The following is a 17,533-nucleotide window of genomic DNA, read 5'->3' on the forward strand; positions in this document are numbered from 1 at the left end:
CAATAACATTAGTAGCATTTTTATTTACATCGGTTATTTTTCTTGTAACAAAATCTTCATTTGGGTGTGTAGCTATAACTCCACCATTAGATAATAATATTCTTCTATCTCCTTCAAAAACAGATCTAGAAGGATCATTAAAATCATTAGCTAACACTTTCATGTCAAATATCATACCAAGCACACCTAACACTTTTCCTTTTTTATCCATCAAAGGCACAGCTATGTTTGAGCCAAAGATTTTTTCTCCGTTAATATTAAACCATCTAGGCTCTCCAAAATACATTTTATCACCACCCATAATATGCCCGATACCTCTTAACTGAACTATATCACTACTTGCTTGTAAAGTTCTCATGCCTCCAGGTTTCAATACATCTGAGTCTTTCATTAATACCATAAATTCATTCTTACTTGTAAAGTATTTATTATCCAACCCCATATTTTTGTAAGTTGATCCATCTTTTAAATAATAATACCCATAAGCAATAGTAGAGCTAGCGTCTATAGTTTCACCAAGAATGTTTTCTATTCTTTTTTCTGATATAGGACCTTCTTCAAGTAAAGTATTGAATATTTTTTGTGTACCAATAGCAGAAATAAAAAATGATTTTATAGCAGCTTCAGCAGAATTTGTATACCGAAAAACAGAAGTGACAAGTGTTTTATCAATCTGCTGAGTTAAAGTATTTGTAGATTTTTGCACAATCAACAAAGACAAACTAGCTAAAATCAAAACAACTGTTACAACAACAATAGCAATAACTTTTGTACTAAGTTTTAATTGCTTCCACATCATAATACTCCTTAAACATAATAAAATATTTTTTGCAATTATAAAAACTTATTATTAAACTAAAATAAAAAAATATTAACTAAAATAAAAAAATATTAAATATTTAGCAACATTGCTGAGATATCTATAAAATGGGGGGGGGAATGGATTTTTAGCTAATAAAATTTATTATTTATATTTAAAATATATTAAAATTGATAAAATCATTTTGTCCATTTTCGCTAATAATATTAAGAGTATATTTACCTTTCTTTAAATCTAAAGGCAAGATCTCTTCTTTTCCTTCAAAAATCAATTCTTGATTTAAATACCAAAAAAGCTTTTCTTTTTTAGGATTTATAAGTTTAATTAACAATTTTTGTTTGCCATTTAGATCTTTTGGCAAAATGATATTAAGATTATTTAGCGGATATATGATTTTTAAATTTTGGCTAGAGCTTTGTAAATTTTGCTTTTCTTTTGCAAAAAATGCTTGAGCGTTAGAAGGTAAATTTAATATAATCTTTTTCTTGGCATGGATGAAATTTTCATCTAAAGAATCAACTTCTTTGTTTTTATACATAAAAACTTCTTTTAAAAATGGTGAAGTCCTTAAAACATTTGCACTTTGTGGGTAAAGTACTTCTTTAAAGTCAAATTTATAATCATATCTATATCCTGTTTGATTTTCAATTTTGATAGTAACTAAATCACTAGGTTTTTCAAATTCTAAATTAACCCCATCAAGTAAAGCTAAAAGCTCAAAAAACAATTCTCCCGCTATATTTACCCCATATAAATTTGCATTTGCTTCACCATTAAAATTTCCAACCCATACTCCTAAAGTATATTTTGGAGAAGTTCCTATAGCCCAAGCGTCTTTTCTGCCATAACTTGTACCTGTTTTCCAAGAAATAATAGTATTAAAATCATATTGTCTTAAACCTACTCTATCTAAATCCTTTAAAGTTTGTAAGGTTAAAAAACTTGCTCCATCACTAATAAGCTTTTTATCTTCTTTAGTAAATGCATTTTCTTCATATAAAAGTTCTTTAAAATTTCCACAATTTCCAAGCCCTAGATAAATTTTTACCATATCTTCTAAACTCAATTCTTTTGTACCCAAAATCAAAGAAAGTCCGTATTTTTTAAAATTTTCATCTTCAAAATCTAAGATATCTTTGAGTTTATAAAAAAACTTCTCATACCCATATTCTGCAAGTAAGCTTACAAAAGGGATATTAAGTGATTTTTGCAAAGATTCTTTTGCGCTAACAAAACCATGGTATTTTTTATTTGCATTTTGTGGAGCAAAATTAGAAAAATACGTAGGCACATCAAGCATTAAAGATTCAGGCACTATAAGTCCCTCGTCTATAGCAAAAGCAAAAAGCAAAGGTTTTAGGGTTGAACCCACACTACGCTTTGCTATCACCCCATCAACTTGACCAAAACTTGCAAAATCATAAAAATCATTAGAACCTACATAAGCTAAAACTTTATTTGTTTTGGTATCTGCTAACAATATAGCTAAATTTTTTATACCTTTTTGTTGTAGTTTATAAGAATATTCTTTGGCCTTTTCTTCAAATTTAATTTGAATTTTTTTATCTATACTAGAAATGATTTTTTCTTTATCCGCTAAAAGTCTACGTGCTAAATGCGGAGCTAAGTTTTTTCTTGCTTTAAAACTAGGAAGTTTTTCAGCCTTTGCAAGAGTTAAAATATCTTTAGAAAAATATCCCTTTTCAAAAAGTCTATCAAGTAAAACATTGCGTTTTTTTAAAAGCTTATCTTTGTTTTTTTCAAGATTAATCAAACCTGGATTATTAGGAAGCACAGCAAGCAAAGCTGCTTCACTCCAAGTAAGATCTTTTAAATCTTTTTCAAAATAAAACAAACCCGCACTTGCAACACCTACTAAATTTCCACCATAAGGAGCATTGTTTAAATAAAGCTTTAGAATTTCATCTTTTTCATAAGCACTTTCTAAAGCAAAAGCTTTAATGATTTCGTTAAATTTATTAAAATATGTGCGTTTGTTTTGCTCTAGAAGTTTGATTGTTTGCATAGAAATCGTGCTTGCACCACTTCTTTTACTTGAAAAAAGATTATTTTTAAAAGCTCTTATAAGTGCTAAAAAATCTACTCCATAATGAGAATAAAAATTTTTATCTTCATATAAAAGAACTGCACTTTTTAATTTTTGTGGTATAAACTCACTCTCTAAATGCCATTGTTCATTAGCATCTAAAAACACACTAAGAATTTCTTTGTTTTTATCAAGCAAAACCTTGCTATAAGTGCCTTTAAATAAATCCTTACTATCAAAACTAAAATAAACTAAGCCTATGTAAAAACATAGGCTTAAAAAGCATATTGCAAGGCTTATTTTGATTTTCACTGCACTACTTTGACTCTTTTACTCTCACTTAAAGCTTTATAAGCATTATCATACATTGCCTCAGCATAAGCTCCGCTCAAAGTATAAACACCCGGAGTAACAGCACTTAATTTCACAAAAAATTCTCTTGATTCATCAGAATACAAAGGAAAGAAATACATGATTTTATCATCTCTTATATCGACAAAGTCATAATAAGAATTTTTCACAAAATCAGGAGCTTCATCATCTAAAAGATCATGCACTATCTCCCATCCACTTGGTAAAATTTGAGTTAAAGCTATATTAGAAGTACCTGGATAATTTTTATTTGATATTTTTAATTTCATATAAAAAATTTGAGAACTTTTTATAGTGCTTTCATCTATTTCGTTTCCATTTTCATCATAAAAACTTCTTTCTATATACATACGCTGTGCAAAAGGTTCAGCAATACCTTTTTTAATACCCTCTACTCCAAAATGCACATAAGTATCTTCTTTAGCTTCTATCAAAGCGCTGCCTTGATTAAACTCAAATTTAGAAAAACTTGTATTGAGCTTTTTACTCTCACCATTAATTTTTACACTTGCATTGATGGTTTTAGAGCTTTCATCACTAAAGCTATTTGCCAAAGCATATAAAGCATAACCTATGCTTTGAGTGCTAAGCCAAGCTTGGCCTTCTAAAGTTTTTTTAATATCATCTAATAATTCATCATTATCTTTACCGTAGATTATTTTATACGCATTCGCAATAATAGCTTCATCTCTTAGAAAAGATCCATAGGTGTGAGTATAATTAGCTTTTTCATCAGGCTTTGTGCTTAAATTTTTAGCTATATTCAAAGCTACCTCATCAAAACCTGCTAATTTATAAGCTGCGCTAAGTTGCCAAAGACTTACATTATTTAGGCTTTGCAAATAAGCACTATCTTCATAAATGGCATTCATTATACTTAAATTTGGCTCTTTAGCTAAAGCTAAAAGATATAAAGAATTTATTCTAATTTCTTTATTTGTTTGAGCTTTTAAAACATAGCGTTTTTGATAATCAAGCCATGCTTTAAACATACCCTCACTCACATAATAACCTCTTTCTTTGGCTAAAATCATAAACATACCCGCATAATTACTTCCCCAAGCATCAGAATCTTTAAGTCCTTGCCAATAAGCAAAACCACCATTAGCAGTTTGAAAATTTGCGTATTTACTTAACAATGCATTGATATTGTTAATATTTTTTTGCTCATTTGCCCCTTGATCAAGTTTTTGCAAAAAGAGTTGTGGTAAAACTGCTGAAGTACTTTGCTCTATACATCCATAAGGATAATTTTGCAAGTATTTTAATCTATGATTTATATTTAAAATAGGCTTAGAACTCACACTTAAAAATGCCACTGGATTAATATAATCTTGTGTGATTTTAAACTCCATAGAAGTATTTGCAGGAATTTTAAAAGATTTACCCTCATAAGTAATGGTATTTAGCGCTTTTATATCAATTTGCATATTTTGAGTATAGGTGTAATCTTTTGCATTTAAACTTAACTCTATTTCTTCTACTCCAAGCTTGTTTGAATTTACTTTTGCATCAACATAAATATCTTTTGTTTTTTCATTGCCAAAATCAATTAAAATTTCATCATTTTCAAAATTTATGAGTGAATTTTTTGTTTTTAATTTAAGTTTTGCATTTTTTACATCATCATCTACTTTAAACACTTGCACCAAAAGCTTAAACTCATCATCTAGCCTTAAGGCCCTTGGCAAAGTTTCAAGCATTACAGCAGGTGCGCTAACTTGGATATCTTTAGAAGCGCTACCAAAACCTGCTAAGTTGTTTGCCACTACCATAACTCTAACCGAACCTAAGTACGATGGCATATTAAATTTTAATTTTGCATAACCATTTTCATCACTTTGTACTGGCTCTTGAAACAACACAACAGGTTTAAAGCGTCTTGCTTTTTCATCATTTTTGCTTTTATTTGCTCTACTTTCTAAGAAAACATCACCACCCGTAGTTAATACCTTAGAAGCATTAGAAATATTTTTAGCAATGATTTTATCATAGGTATCATATATACTCATGTTAAAGCGTGTTTTTTGGTAAAAATACCCCCAAATATCTGGAGTTTTAAAAGCATTCACATCAAGCAAGCCCTCATCTACAATAGCTACAGTATAAGTATAACTTTGCTTGTTTTTACTTTGAATTTCTACTTCAAAATCTTGTTTTGGCATGATTTTATCTGGCACTTTTAAATCAAGCTCGATTTTACTTTGCTCATCTACTACATTTAAAGGCACCACGCCAAAAAGTCTTAAGGCTCTATCGTTGGTATATTGATCATAATCTTGAAGTAAAATCACGCTCACATAAACATTTGGCATATATTCTTTAAGAATAGGAATTTCAACCTTTGTAATATCTTCATATGTATCTATCACAAAGCGTTTTAAAACCTTTGCATTATCATTTAAAGTAACAATAGCTTTTGCACCCTTAACACTTTCAAATTCTATAAAAGCTGTTTCATTTGGCTTGTATTCTTTTTTATCACTTTTAATCTTTAAAGAACTCACTATATCAGCATTACTTGGCGCACCAAAACTACTAATATAAAAAAACTCTCCTGTGCTTGTTTTACTTTGTACATCTTCAAGTTCTATGAACATTTCACCATGATATTCTTTTGGATCAAATTCTATTTTAACCGGTTTATCCTTACTTAAAATACTTCCTTGAGTAACGATTTGTGTGTTTTTATCTTTTTTGAGTGATTTTAAAAAATCATCATAATTATCATAATCCCACCACCAAGAATAATCATTTGCATAAATAGTATATTTAATCTCCCTATTTGCTATCAAATTCTCATCTAAATCACTTACAATGGCTTCAAAATTGATAATAGAACCCGAGCTTAAATAGTGATTTTTTAAACGCTTAATACCTACAAAATACTCATGCAATATTACTTGTGAATTTACAAGTGCTTCAACCGACCTTGAACCTTTTTCAAAAACTCTAGCCCTTATACTAGCTTCAAGGTTATATGGGGTATTTTTTAAAAAGTCATTTAAAGTAAATTCTTGCTTTGTAAAGCCATTTTCATCTAACATACCTTTTAAATTATCTTGATATTTTTGTACTAAAACACTAGGATTTGAAAAAATGTATTCTGGGTATTTTGAATTTTTATATTCTTTTTTACTTACAAATAAATCAGCTTGATATTGTAAATTACTTGCTGGTGTTCCAAAAAGATATTTTGAACTAATATTAAAATCTAATTTTTCATTTTCTTTTATACTTTTTGGAGCTTGCATGGATACTTTTATACGATTTGGCACTATATTTTGCACTAAGATTTCTTTATCAAAAACAGCATTTGCAAATTCAACCCTAGCCAAATACACTCCACTTAAAGCTTGTTGATCAAGTGAAATCTTTTTATAAAAAGTTCCATTACTTAAAGGTTCAAGTTTGATTTTATCTAAAAGCTTTTTATTGCGCGGGTCAAAAAAAGTTAAAAATATAGGATGATAAACAGCTCCTTTATCATTTCTTGCAACCATAGTTAGATAGATAGCATCACCTGGTCTATAAACCCCTCTTTCTGTGTAAATAAATACTTTATTTTGAGAAGTTAAATCAAAACCATCAACATCAAAACCATCATATAATAAAGGTGAACTTAAGCGCAAAATAGAAGCTTGTTTGTCTTTTGAAGCAATGACAAATAAAGCTTTTGATTCATCAATATCATCAAAAACAGCCAAACCATTATCATCACTCATTTTAGAAGCTAAAACTTGATTACTTTTACTAATCACATCAACCTTAACCCCACCTAAAGCCTTTTGCGTGGTAAAATCTCTCACATCTACAAAAAGCTTTTTATTTAAATTTTGAGCAATCAAAGCTATATCTGAAAAAATTAAGTTCTTGCTTACTTTTGCTTTTTGATTAAAAAATCTATATTTTTTCCAACTCTCCATTCTCTCATCAAAAACATAATCAACATCTTCTTCTTTAAAATAAAGCTTGACTATAAACACACTGCTTAAATCTTTTAAACCGTCTAATACGATCTCATTTTCTTGCCACTGATTTTTGGTATTTTTTATATCAAAGTCTTTTTTTAACACTATTTCACTAGTATAATCACTCTCTGAAAAAATATCACTATCATAATCACTTAAATTTTTAGCACCTTGAAGATTTTTATATCTTAAATATTCACTTAAGTTATTTGAAAATACTTGATGAACTTCCAAACGAACCTTTTTAATATTCATACTCTTAAAAGCTATTTTTTTACTTGCTTTGCTAGATAAAAACACCCCTTGATTTGTAAAACTTATAGCAGGCTCATAGTCTTTTAAACTTACTTGAGTTTTATAATTTTCTTTTGTGCTAATTCCATCAGCACTTTTAATCCCTTGAGCAAGTTGTATTTCATAAGTTTTATTTGGAGAAAAATCACCTGTAAGTTTGATTTTATTTCCAAAAGCTAATGCTTTAAAATCTACTTTGGGAGTAATAAAAATCAATTCTTTTAAATTTTGATCTTGCGAAATATTTTGAGAAAAAAGTAATTCTATGTTTTTATTAACTATATTTGCATTTTGAAAAACAAATTCGCTCTTTGCAAGCAAAATATATTCTAAATCTATATTGTTTTCTAAACCTAAAATGTCTTTATTGAAAACCACTTTTACATTAGTATTAGTATTTTTGATACTTAGTGCTTTAGAATATACACTTGCCATATCACCTTGAATAATGATTTTATCTATTTGAATTTCTTTTTCTTGTGTAGTAATCTTAATAGCTTTTAACAATTCATCTTTATTAAGAGTATAAAAACTTTGAATATTTAAAACTAATACACTCTCATCATTTGAAATATTTTGAAAATATCCTTTAATATCTAGTTTTTCAAAAGGAGTTTGAACTTTTAATTGCACTTTTTCATTTGCTAAAATATCATTTAAATCTATAAAAATATCGTATTTTTGATTTGCTTTTAAAGCTGTAAAAATATTTAATCTTGTAGGCGTTTCAAGCTCATATTTTACTTTTGTCTTTTGATTATTAACAATAATCTCTCTTTCTTTTATAACACCTATTTCTTGATTAATAATATTAGTGTTAAACTCTACAAAAACACTTTGTGTATTTTCATTAAAACCATAAGCTCTTATAGCAGAGCTTTTATCCTCATTTTTAGAACAAGCAAGCAATAAACTTGCAAGTAAAAAAGCAAAAAAACAATGTAAAAATCCTTTCATATAAACCTCGTTTAGCAATTTTTTTAAATTATATCTAAATTCACTCTTGCTTCACTCAAAAAATTATATAATTCTTGCATAAAAAATAAAGGAGAAAAAATGAAAAAGAAAATCGCTACATTATTAACGGCTTTAAGCCTTTCAAGTCTTGCTTATGCAGATGGAATTTATGGTGTAATAGTAGATGTAAATGATGGTGCAAAAACTATTTTAATTGACACTACTTATGGAGAGAAAATGAATGTAAAAATTCTACCAAATACAGAAATTGACATGGATGATTGTGGTATTTTTGGTATGGACAAATACGGCACTTTTAGAGATTTAAAAGTAGGAACTTTTATAGAAGCTGAAGTTTTCCATGGCTATGCCCAAACAACACCAAATCCACAAACGCCAAATCAAGTTCAAAATATAACTGCCAAAGAAATCAAAATCGAATGCAAAAAAAGAGCTTATTAAGTAAAATAACTCCTAAAAAGGAGTTATTTTAATGCGTTTTTTTCTTATATTAATTTGCATTAGCACTTTTGCATTTGCTTATAAAGTTCAGGGTATCTTAAAAAACACCACTACAAATTCATTAAGCATTCAAACAAGTTTTGACAATAATTTAATCATCACGGTTTTACCCCAAACACATATTGATATTTATAGTTGTGGAATTTTTGGAAGTAATAAAAAGCAAGCTAATGTACAAGATTTAAAAAAAGGAAGTCTTGTTAAAATTAAAGGCAATAAAAATAGAAGTATTATCATTGCTGAAAAAATTATAGTAGAATGTGATGATCAAAGAAGAGCTTATTAAGATAACAACTCTTCTTTGTCTTCTTTGTTGATTTTTTCTATATAAAGACTTTGTGAAGGAAAAGCAAAGCTAAGTTTATTTCTTTCAACAATTTTCATCAACTCAAGCAATATGCTTTGTCTTGCTGCCCTAAAACCTGCAGCATCTACTGCTTTAGTATAAAAATACACTTCTATATCGATAGAACTTGCACCAAAACCACTCACGGCTACATAAGTACTATTTTTATATCCTTCTAAGTCATTTACTGAAACTAAATTTTGTCTATACCTAGCGCGTGTTCCACCATGATTTAACGCGCTATCATCAACTTGAGCTATCAAAGGACTAGTTGCTAATAAATATCTTATATCTTCTACGCATTGTTCAAGTTGCTCAGGTCTTGCATCATAAGTTACACCGATAAATAATTTCACATGGCGCCCTATTTTTCTTTTGCTCCAATTTTTTATATTTGTTCCCATAATAGTTGAGTTTGGTAAAAATACTAAAGAATTATCAAAAGTTCTAATAGTAGTTTTTCTAAGTCCAATCTCTACTATGGTTCCTTCTATGCCTGAAATTTCCACCCAATCGCCTTGATTAAAACTATTATCAAAAAGCAAAAGCACAGAAGCAAAGAAATTTGCGATAATATCCTTAGCTGCTAATGCCACAGCTAAACCACCAATACCTAAAGATGCAATCAATGCTGAAATATTAAACCCTAAATGCGCTAAAACAAATAAAACAGCTATCACTATAATGATAAAATATAAAATTTTAATGATTAAATTTACCACTTCACGTTTGCCACTTTTTTCAGCAAGCTTTGCAACAATCACCATACCATAACTATCAAAGATATTTATCACAAGCCAAGCAGTTAAAATAACATAGGCAATTGATAAAATATTGCTAATTCTTATATCAACAGGTGCAGGATAGTAAAAAATAGTAAAACAAATTCCTATAGCATAAGCAAATAAAAACCAACCCACTGGCCCTTGGAGCTTTTCTAGAAAATGAGTTTTTATCTCCATATTAGCTGAATTTTTTCCAAACAAACGTATGAGTATAAAATATAAAATCTTTGCTAGATAAAACTTCAAAGAATAAAAAAAGACTATCACAGCAACAGAAATAACTATTTTTCCAACATTCACACTACTTATAGAAGTTTGTTCGTTAATATAATTAATTGCATTTTGCAAGCCCAAGCCTGTAAATAAAAAGTTAGTCTCAAGCAAACTAGCATTGTTTCTTAGATAAACTAAAATTTCATTGTAAGATTTAATAGCATTTCTTAAATTATTTTCATTGATTTCTAAGGTTCTAAGCTGAGCAATATCATTAATTTTTTCTTTATCTAAAGTAAAATTAAACACCATATCTTCTTTAAGCACATCAATACTTTTATCGATAATGTTTTTTATGGTCTGACTTTGAGCTCCTTCAATAAAAACTTTTTCTAATTCAAAAATACATAGGTAAAAATGCTCTGCAGAGGTTAAATTTAAAAGTTTGATTTTATTATCTACATAATCATAATATCTTTTTTTAGTTTGAGCATTTTCAACACTCTTTTGCAAATCATTTTTAGTTTTTAAAAATTCTTTTGCTTCTTTATCATCAATTTTTTGAGAAACAATCTTTAAGGGTAAAGTAGTCAAAATAGTATTTTTTTGTTTTTCTATTTCTTTAATATTATCTTGAAATTCAGTGCTATTTGTATCGCTATTTTTAAAACTATCCAAAAGCAAATTAAGTTCTATGTAATTTTGCACTAAAGCAAAAATACTATTTTTATCTTCTAAAATATTTTTTTCTTGCGCATGCAAGATATTAACAAACAAAAATACTAAAACAAGTTTAAAGATTTTATTCATATTTTTTTATCCTTTCTTGAATTAAAACAAAATTTTCAAAATTAAAATCATACTCATAAATTTCACCTGTTTCTATAATGTAATACCAAGCATGAAGTTCAATTTCTTTTTTATTTAAAGCCTCTTCGACACCTGGATAAGTTAATAAATTTTGCAAAGAATTAACCAAATTCATCTTTTCAGTCATCCAAGCACGCATAGCTAAATCACTACCTGCAACTTTTAAAACCTTACTTTTTATAGGTTCAAGCAAGGTAAGCCATTTTTTAACATTGGGCATATTTTTTAAATCATTTTCGTTTGCATATAAAGCTGCGCAGCCTCCACAGTTACTATGACCACAAACTATAATATTTTTTATATGTAAAGAGTTAAAAGCATATTCAATAGCTGAAGTAGTTGCTAAAAAATCATCTCCAACTCTATAAGGTGGGACTATATTGCCTATATTTCTTATAACAAAAAGCTCTCCTGGTCCTGTATTGGTGATTAAATTGGGTATCACCCTTGAATCAGCACAACCTATAAAAAGCGTATGAGGATTTTGCTTGTTTTTTAAACTTTCAAAAAGCTCTGCATGCTCTTTAAAATCTTCTTGCATAAATTTCAAAGCGCCTTCGATCAAGTCTTTCAAGAAAAGTCCTTTTTTTGAGTTTTAATGAAGCATTATACTAAATTATTTCTACTTAAAACAAATCATTAATTTATTTTTTGTTATATTTTTATGTGGTTTTAATCTTTCGTTTATCTTTTTTTTGTAAATTTTAGTTTTAAAAATTATTGGAGGATTTTAATGAGTCTTTATGATAGAGATTATTCTAACTCTAAAACTCAAGAATTTGAAGGTTATGCTAGAAGTGATTTAAGCATTTTTATAAAACAAACTTATCAGCTTTTTGCTGCTTCATTGTTAGCTGCGACAGCGGGTGCTTATATAGGAATTTTTGCACTAGCACATTTATTTGCACAATCTCAAGCAACTTTTTGGATTTTATTTATTGTTGAAATTGGTTTATTGTTTGCATTGCAATGGAAAAAAAGAGAAGCTCCGCTTAATTTAATTTTACTTTTTGCCTTTACTTTTGTTTCAGGACTTACTTTAACACCGCTTTTATATTCAGTTTTAGCACTTCCTGCAGGAGCTAGCATTATCGCTCAAGCTTTTGCTTTAACAACAGTAGCTTTTGGTGCTTTAAGTGTATTTGCTATGAATACAAAAAGAGATTTCACTATGATGGGGAAAATGCTTTTTATAGCTTTAATCGTTATCGTAGTAGCTTCTTTAATTAATCTATTTTTCCAAAGCTCACTTGTAAGCTTAGCTATTTCTGGTATTGGTGCAATTTTATTTTCTTTTTACATCCTTTATGATACTCAAAACATCATTAGAGGAAACTATGAAACACCAATCGAAGGTGCTGTTGCACTTTATCTTGATTTTATCAACCTTTTCATCTCTCTTCTTAATATTTTAAGAAGCTTTAATAGCAGATAAAAATTTGCGAGAAATAATCTCGCAAATTTTCTTTACCTCTTTCAAGTTTTTATCAAACTTTTTAAGTTAAAATACTCATTTTATTTTCAATAAGGAAAATTTATGACTACTCTTTTAATTATTTTGCAATTTGCAATTGTTGTGATTATTTGTATTGCGGTTTTATTACAAAAAAGTTCAAGCATAGGACTTGGAGCATATAGCGGAAGCAATGAAAGTTTATTTGGAGCAAAAGGTCCTGCGGGATTTTTAGCTAAATTTACTTTTATAATGGGTGTTTTACTTATTGCTAATACAATTGCTCTTAGCTATATGTATAATAATGCTAATTCTAACTCACTTGCTGAAAAAGCAGAGCAAATTTTACCAAAAGCACCTGAAACAAATACAACTAGCATTCCAGTTGCACCAAGTGCCCCAATTAGTGAAAGTAATACTAGCAAATAAAAAGGACAAACCATGCTAAATGAAATTTATACTAAACAAAAACAACAATCAGATAAAAGCTTAGAAGCTTTAAAAAAAGATTTTACTACCATAAGAACTGGCAAAGTAAACATCAATATACTTGATCATATTCATGTTGATTATTATGGTAGCGCAACCCCACTTAATCAAGTAGCAACAGTTTTAGCAACCGATGCTTCAACCATTAGCATTACTCCTTGGGAAAAATCGATGCTAAAAGCTATAGAAAGCGCCATAGCTGCAGCAAACATAGGAGTAAATCCAAACAACGATGGTGAAAGCGTGAAATTATTCTTCCCTCCTATGACAAGAGAACAAAGAGAAGAAAATGCTAAAAATGCCAAAGCTATGGGAGAAAAAGCTAAAGTGGCCATTAGAAACATTAGAAAAGATGCAAATGATGCGGTTAAAAAGCTAGAAAAAGATAAAACAATTTCAGAAGATGAAGCCAAAAAAGCTTATGATGAAGTCCAAAAACAAACCGATAACTACACAGCAAAAGTAGATGAATTAGTCAAAAATAAAGAAGCAGAACTTTTAAAGGTTTGATAATGAACTTAGAACAAATTTATAAAGACTGTGGAGCATATTTACAAGGACATTTCTTGCTTAGCTCAGGAAAACATTCTGAGTTTTACCTTCAAAGTGCTAAAGTTTTAGAAAATCCAAAACTAGCAGGTGAGCTTTGTGATGAACTTGCAAAAGTTATTGCTAGTTTTAACATTGAATTTGATAGCATTTGCTCCCCTGCTTTGGGTGGAATTTTAGCAGGCTATGAGCTTGCTAGAGCTTGCAACAAACGCTTTATTTTCACTGAGCGCGTAGAAGGAGTAATGAGCCTTAGACGTGGTTTTGAAGTAAAAAAAGGTGAAAAATTTATCGTTTGTGAAGATATTATTACAACAGGTGGTTCTGCACTTGAGAGCGCAAAAATCATCGAAAGTTTAGGCGGGGAAGTGGTAGGCTTTGCAGCTTTGGCAAATCGTGGCTTTTGTGCGGTAAAAAATTTAAACAATCCAAGAAAAGAAAATGCAAAATTGCCTGAAAATTTACCACTTTTTGCACTAGGAAATTTCGAATTTGACATTCATGAAGCAAACGCTTGTCCACTTTGTGAAAAAGGCACCAAAGCTATCAAACCTGGTAGTCGTGGAAACTAATGAAAACTAAAGCAAAAATAGCTACTCGCTTTTTAAGATTTAAAGCTTTTTTGATTGATCTATTTTTGCTTTATGTGCCTATTTTATATTTATTTTATTTTACACTTGGCTCTAAAGAAGCCTTTTTAAACAATCAACTTATAATTTTTTTATGTTCTTTGATTTTTGGGCTTTTGCAAGCCTTATTTTTAGCAAAAAAAGCCCAAAGTCCTGGACTTAAAGCTTATGACTTGTATTTAATTGATCTTAAAAACGGTCAAAAACTTAATTTTTTTAGAATACTCTTGCGCTATATGATTTTTATCGTAAGTTTTGGTTTGTTAATTGGGTTTTTGGTAAGTTTTTTAAGAAAAGACACTTTGGCTTTGCATGATATTTTAAGCCAAAGTGCTATTGTAACAAAGGTAGAAAAATGAATAGAAAAAGAATTTATAATCCAAAATCAAATGAAACTTTAAATGATAGAAAAGTATTTAATGGTAATCCTCATGGCATTTTAAATTTTACTAAAGCAAAATACACTTGGGCTTTAAAGCTTTGGGATTTAATGGAAGCAAATACTTGGTTTCCAAAAGAAGTGGATACAACTAAAGATGCGCTAGATTATCGCTGTAATCTAACCGTAGCAGAAAAAAGAATGTATGATTTAGTTTGGTCTCAACTTATCTCAATGGATAGTTTTCAAACAAATAATCTTGCTGATAATATCAATCCTTACATCACAGCACCTGAAATCAATGCAGTTTTAGCAAGACAAGCTTACGAAGAAGCAAACCACTCAAAATCTTATGCGGTAATGGTTGAAGCAATCTGTGAAAATACAGACTTAATTTATGAAATGGAAAAACATGATGAAACTTTAAGAGAAAAAAACGATTTCATTTCAAGTATTTATGAAGAACTAGCTGGCGAAGTAGATGATAATAAACTTTTACTTGCAATGGTAGCAAATCAAATTTTAGAAGGGGTATATTTTTACAGTGGCTTTACTGCTATTTATGCTTTAGCGCGCGCAGGAAAAATGCTAGGTTCAGCACAAATGATACGTTTTATACAAAGAGATGAGATCACGCATTTGTTATTATTTCAAAATATGATTAATTCTGTACGCAAAGAAAGACCTGATTTATTTAATGATACTAATGTAAGTAAAATCTATGACATGTTTAAAAAAGCAGGTGAGCTTGAAATCAAATGGGGTAAATACATCACTCAAAATCAAATCATGGGTTTTACAGATGATATTATAGAAGAATATATTCACTATCTTGTTGATCAAAGACTCACTGCTATTAACCTTGATAAAATCTACAACGCAAAACATCCTATCAAATGGGTGGATGATTTTTCTAAATTTAATGATCAAAAAAGTAATTTCTTTGAAAGTAAAGTTACAAATTACTCCAAAGGTAGTTTAAGTTTTGATGACTTTTAAGTCACAAAACTACTCATTTTTTTACACTTCTTAAATTAATTCTTTTTTATTGTTTAATATTTCTAATTTATTAAAAATAATATTATATAATTCGCAGTTTTTATTTTAATTTAAAGGGGTAATTATGGAGTTTTTAGAACTTTTGTTAATCTTTATCGCCATAGTTCTCATGATAGTTAAACCTGAAAAAGAAAAACTAGCTTTTTCTATACTTGTAATTTCATGGGCTATTATGGTATTTGACTATCTAGGTCGTAAATCAGGCGCAATCTTAGGCCTAATGAATCTATAAGGTGGCAAACATGTGTGATATTAACAAAACTAAATTCTTTTACTTTTTAATGTGTTTGGCAGGTTTTTTAGTTATTTTAATGCCTGTTGGAACAGCAAATTTAATTTTTGGCTATATGTTGGGTGATAGCCCTTGTACTTCTTGCTGGGGTCAAAGAGAATCTATGATTTATATCGGTGTAGCGGCTTTATTTATTGTACGCTATGGTATGAAAGGTAAATTTTTAGCTTTCCTTTTGATTGCAACTGCATTTGGTTTATGGCAATCATTCAACCATGTAAGTGGCCATGCACATCGCGATCTTGATCAAGGTTTTGGCTTACCTATTTTTGGTTTACATACTTATTTTTGGGCTGAAGTGGTATTTTGGGCTGTGGTTTTATTGCTTGGTGTTATTTTTGCTTTTGCTCCAAAATTTGGCTCATTTGAAAAAGAAATGGAAGGCGCAAGCTTTAGAAAATTAACTAAATTTAACTTAGCTGCTATGGTTATTGTTGCTTTTATTGTAGCTTCAAATGTATTTCAAGCTTTCGTAAGCACTGGTCCTATTCCATATAGTGGACAAGGCGATCCAGTTCGCTTTAGTTTAAATCCAAAATACATCATTTGGGATGATTCAGGCTGGAGTAAAAGCTGGAAAAGTGTTTCTTTCTTAGGAAAACGCGATGTTAAGGAACCTGATTTTGCTTTTGCACCTGCTAGTGAAAAATTAGGTATTCAATTTGATAATAACATTAGCAATGCTCCATTTGCAAATATTGATGATAATCTAAAAATTACAGGCGAAATGAAAATTGATCTTCCTAAGGCTATTAATACTCTTGATTATATTAATGGAGAGTATGTTGCAAGTTCTAAATGGGAAGTATTTTTCTTAGATGATAACTTTAGCACTAAAGCAGACTTTCTATTAGATCCATATTTTTCAGCTACAATTAACCCTATTGTAGGAATTATTCCTTATTTGGACAATAAATACATCTTAATGGGCTCTAATAAATCTTTCTTGAGATTTACTCAAAATCCTAATGCAGATGAAACATTACAATATGCTGATTTTATGAGAGGAGCAAATAATTTCGAAGGACAAGGTAAAGATCTTGGTCGTGGTAGAATTGATACAGTTAGAGCTAAATTCCATCATGTTTTAAGCACAACAACAGATGGAAAATATATGTATCTTGCTACTGTTCCAAACAATAAAGATGCTAAAACTTTTGTAATCTCTAAAATTTCTTTAGCAGATAGAGTTCTTTCAGCTGAATTTACTCCTAAAGCTGACTTAAAAGAAGGAAAAACTTTAGGCGATCTTTATGTAACTTCAATGGCATTTAAAGATGGTAAAATTTATGCATTAAGTAAAAAACATAATGTTATTGCTGTAATTGATTTAGATAAAGAAGAAATTGTAAAAACTATTTCTTATCCAGAAAATATCACTAATGCAAGAAGTTTATTCTTCAAAGATGGCAAAGCACACATCTTATCTTATCAAGATGGATCAAATATCCTTTATACACTTGATTAATCTTAAGGCGTTCTACGC

At 29.3% G+C, this 17,533-nt stretch carries 14 protein-coding genes and 1 pseudogene; 10 read left to right on the top strand and 5 right to left on the bottom strand.

The window, feature by feature from the left end; genetic code table 11:
* Positions 1-160: 160 nt before the first annotated feature.
* The 3 genes and pseudogenes from CD56_RS08590 to CD56_RS07625 form a co-directional block, all read right to left on the bottom strand.
* A pseudogene (locus tag CD56_RS08590) lies at positions 161-799 on the bottom strand (PDC sensor domain-containing protein); the annotation flags it as partial.
* A gap of 175 nt (positions 800-974) precedes the next feature.
* Positions 975-3,179: a penicillin-binding protein 1C gene (gene pbpC, locus CD56_RS07620; protein WP_052768392.1), complete on the bottom strand. Its 2,205-nt coding sequence runs from the start codon at positions 3,177-3,179 to the stop codon at positions 975-977.
* Positions 3,176-8,461 (bottom strand): Ig-like domain-containing alpha-2-macroglobulin family protein, encoded by a 5,286-nt coding sequence (locus CD56_RS07625; RefSeq protein WP_047208688.1) that lies wholly within the window; start codon positions 8,459-8,461, stop codon positions 3,176-3,178. Before CD56_RS07625 ends, pbpC begins: the two co-directional genes overlap by 4 nt.
* 99 nt (positions 8,462-8,560) lie before the next feature.
* Here CD56_RS07625 and CD56_RS07630 point away from each other — a divergent pair, with 99 nt between their 5' ends.
* Both CD56_RS07630 and CD56_RS07635 read left to right on the top strand, forming a co-directional pair.
* Positions 8,561-8,923, top strand: a complete 363-nt coding sequence (locus tag CD56_RS07630) for a hypothetical protein (RefSeq protein ID WP_039629156.1) — start codon at positions 8,561-8,563, stop codon at positions 8,921-8,923.
* 31 nt (positions 8,924-8,954) lie between these two features.
* The gene (locus CD56_RS07635) at positions 8,955-9,269 is read left to right on the top strand and encodes a hypothetical protein (RefSeq protein ID WP_047208689.1); all 315 of its coding nucleotides are present in this window, start codon (positions 8,955-8,957) and stop codon (positions 9,267-9,269) included.
* On the opposite strand, the gene CD56_RS07640 is transcribed toward CD56_RS07635, so the two are convergent.
* Together CD56_RS07640 and CD56_RS07645 are read right to left on the bottom strand one after the other, a co-directional pair.
* A complete protein-coding gene (locus tag CD56_RS07640; RefSeq protein ID WP_047208690.1) occupies positions 9,266-11,137 on the bottom strand; it encodes a mechanosensitive ion channel family protein in 1,872 nt (623 codons plus the stop codon). The two genes, CD56_RS07635 and CD56_RS07640, sit on opposite strands and share 4 nt — an antisense overlap.
* Positions 11,130-11,771 (bottom strand): carbonic anhydrase beta, encoded by a 642-nt coding sequence (locus tag CD56_RS07645; RefSeq protein ID WP_039619420.1) that lies wholly within the window; start codon positions 11,769-11,771, stop codon positions 11,130-11,132. Before CD56_RS07645 ends, CD56_RS07640 begins: the two co-directional genes overlap by 8 nt.
* A gap of 159 nt (positions 11,772-11,930) precedes the next feature.
* On the opposite strand from CD56_RS07645, the gene CD56_RS07650 reads away from it, so the two are divergent.
* The 8 genes from CD56_RS07650 (at position 11,931) to dsbI (ending at position 17,515) form a co-directional block, all read left to right on the top strand.
* Positions 11,931-12,632, top strand: a complete 702-nt coding sequence (locus CD56_RS07650; RefSeq protein WP_039619421.1) for a Bax inhibitor-1/YccA family protein — start codon at positions 11,931-11,933, stop codon at positions 12,630-12,632.
* Between the two features lie 102 nt (positions 12,633-12,734).
* A complete protein-coding gene (gene secG / locus CD56_RS07655) occupies positions 12,735-13,079 on the top strand; it encodes a preprotein translocase subunit SecG (protein WP_039619422.1) in 345 nt (114 codons plus the stop codon).
* 12 nt (positions 13,080-13,091) lie between these two features.
* Complete coding sequence (frr, locus tag CD56_RS07660; protein WP_047208691.1) at positions 13,092-13,649, top strand: ribosome recycling factor; 558 nt, start codon at positions 13,092-13,094, stop codon at positions 13,647-13,649.
* A gap of 2 nt (positions 13,650-13,651) precedes the next feature.
* A complete protein-coding gene (gene pyrE / locus CD56_RS07665) occupies positions 13,652-14,260 on the top strand; it encodes an orotate phosphoribosyltransferase (protein WP_039629169.1) in 609 nt (202 codons plus the stop codon).
* Positions 14,260-14,676, top strand: a complete 417-nt coding sequence (locus CD56_RS07670) for an RDD family protein (RefSeq protein ID WP_039619425.1) — start codon at positions 14,260-14,262, stop codon at positions 14,674-14,676. The genes pyrE and CD56_RS07670 overlap by 1 nt, the downstream gene beginning before the upstream one ends.
* On the top strand, positions 14,673-15,695 hold the full coding sequence (locus tag CD56_RS07675; RefSeq protein WP_039619426.1) for an aerobic ribonucleoside-diphosphate reductase Ia, B2 protein subunit NrdB: 1,023 nt from the start codon (positions 14,673-14,675) through the stop codon (positions 15,693-15,695). Before CD56_RS07670 ends, CD56_RS07675 begins: the two co-directional genes overlap by 4 nt.
* A gap of 124 nt (positions 15,696-15,819) precedes the next feature.
* On the top strand, positions 15,820-15,987 hold the full coding sequence (gene dba / locus CD56_RS07680; RefSeq protein WP_039619427.1) for a disulfide bond formation protein Dba: 168 nt from the start codon (positions 15,820-15,822) through the stop codon (positions 15,985-15,987).
* Positions 15,988-15,997: 10 nt separating this feature from the next.
* Positions 15,998-17,515 (top strand): disulfide bond formation protein DsbI, encoded by a 1,518-nt coding sequence (dsbI, locus tag CD56_RS07685; RefSeq protein ID WP_047208692.1) that lies wholly within the window; start codon positions 15,998-16,000, stop codon positions 17,513-17,515.
* Positions 17,516-17,533: the final 18 nt, after the last annotated feature.

Source organism: Campylobacter lari, from assembly GCF_001017575.1.
Taxonomy (GTDB): Bacteria; Campylobacterota; Campylobacteria; order Campylobacterales; family Campylobacteraceae; genus Campylobacter_D; species Campylobacter_D lari_C.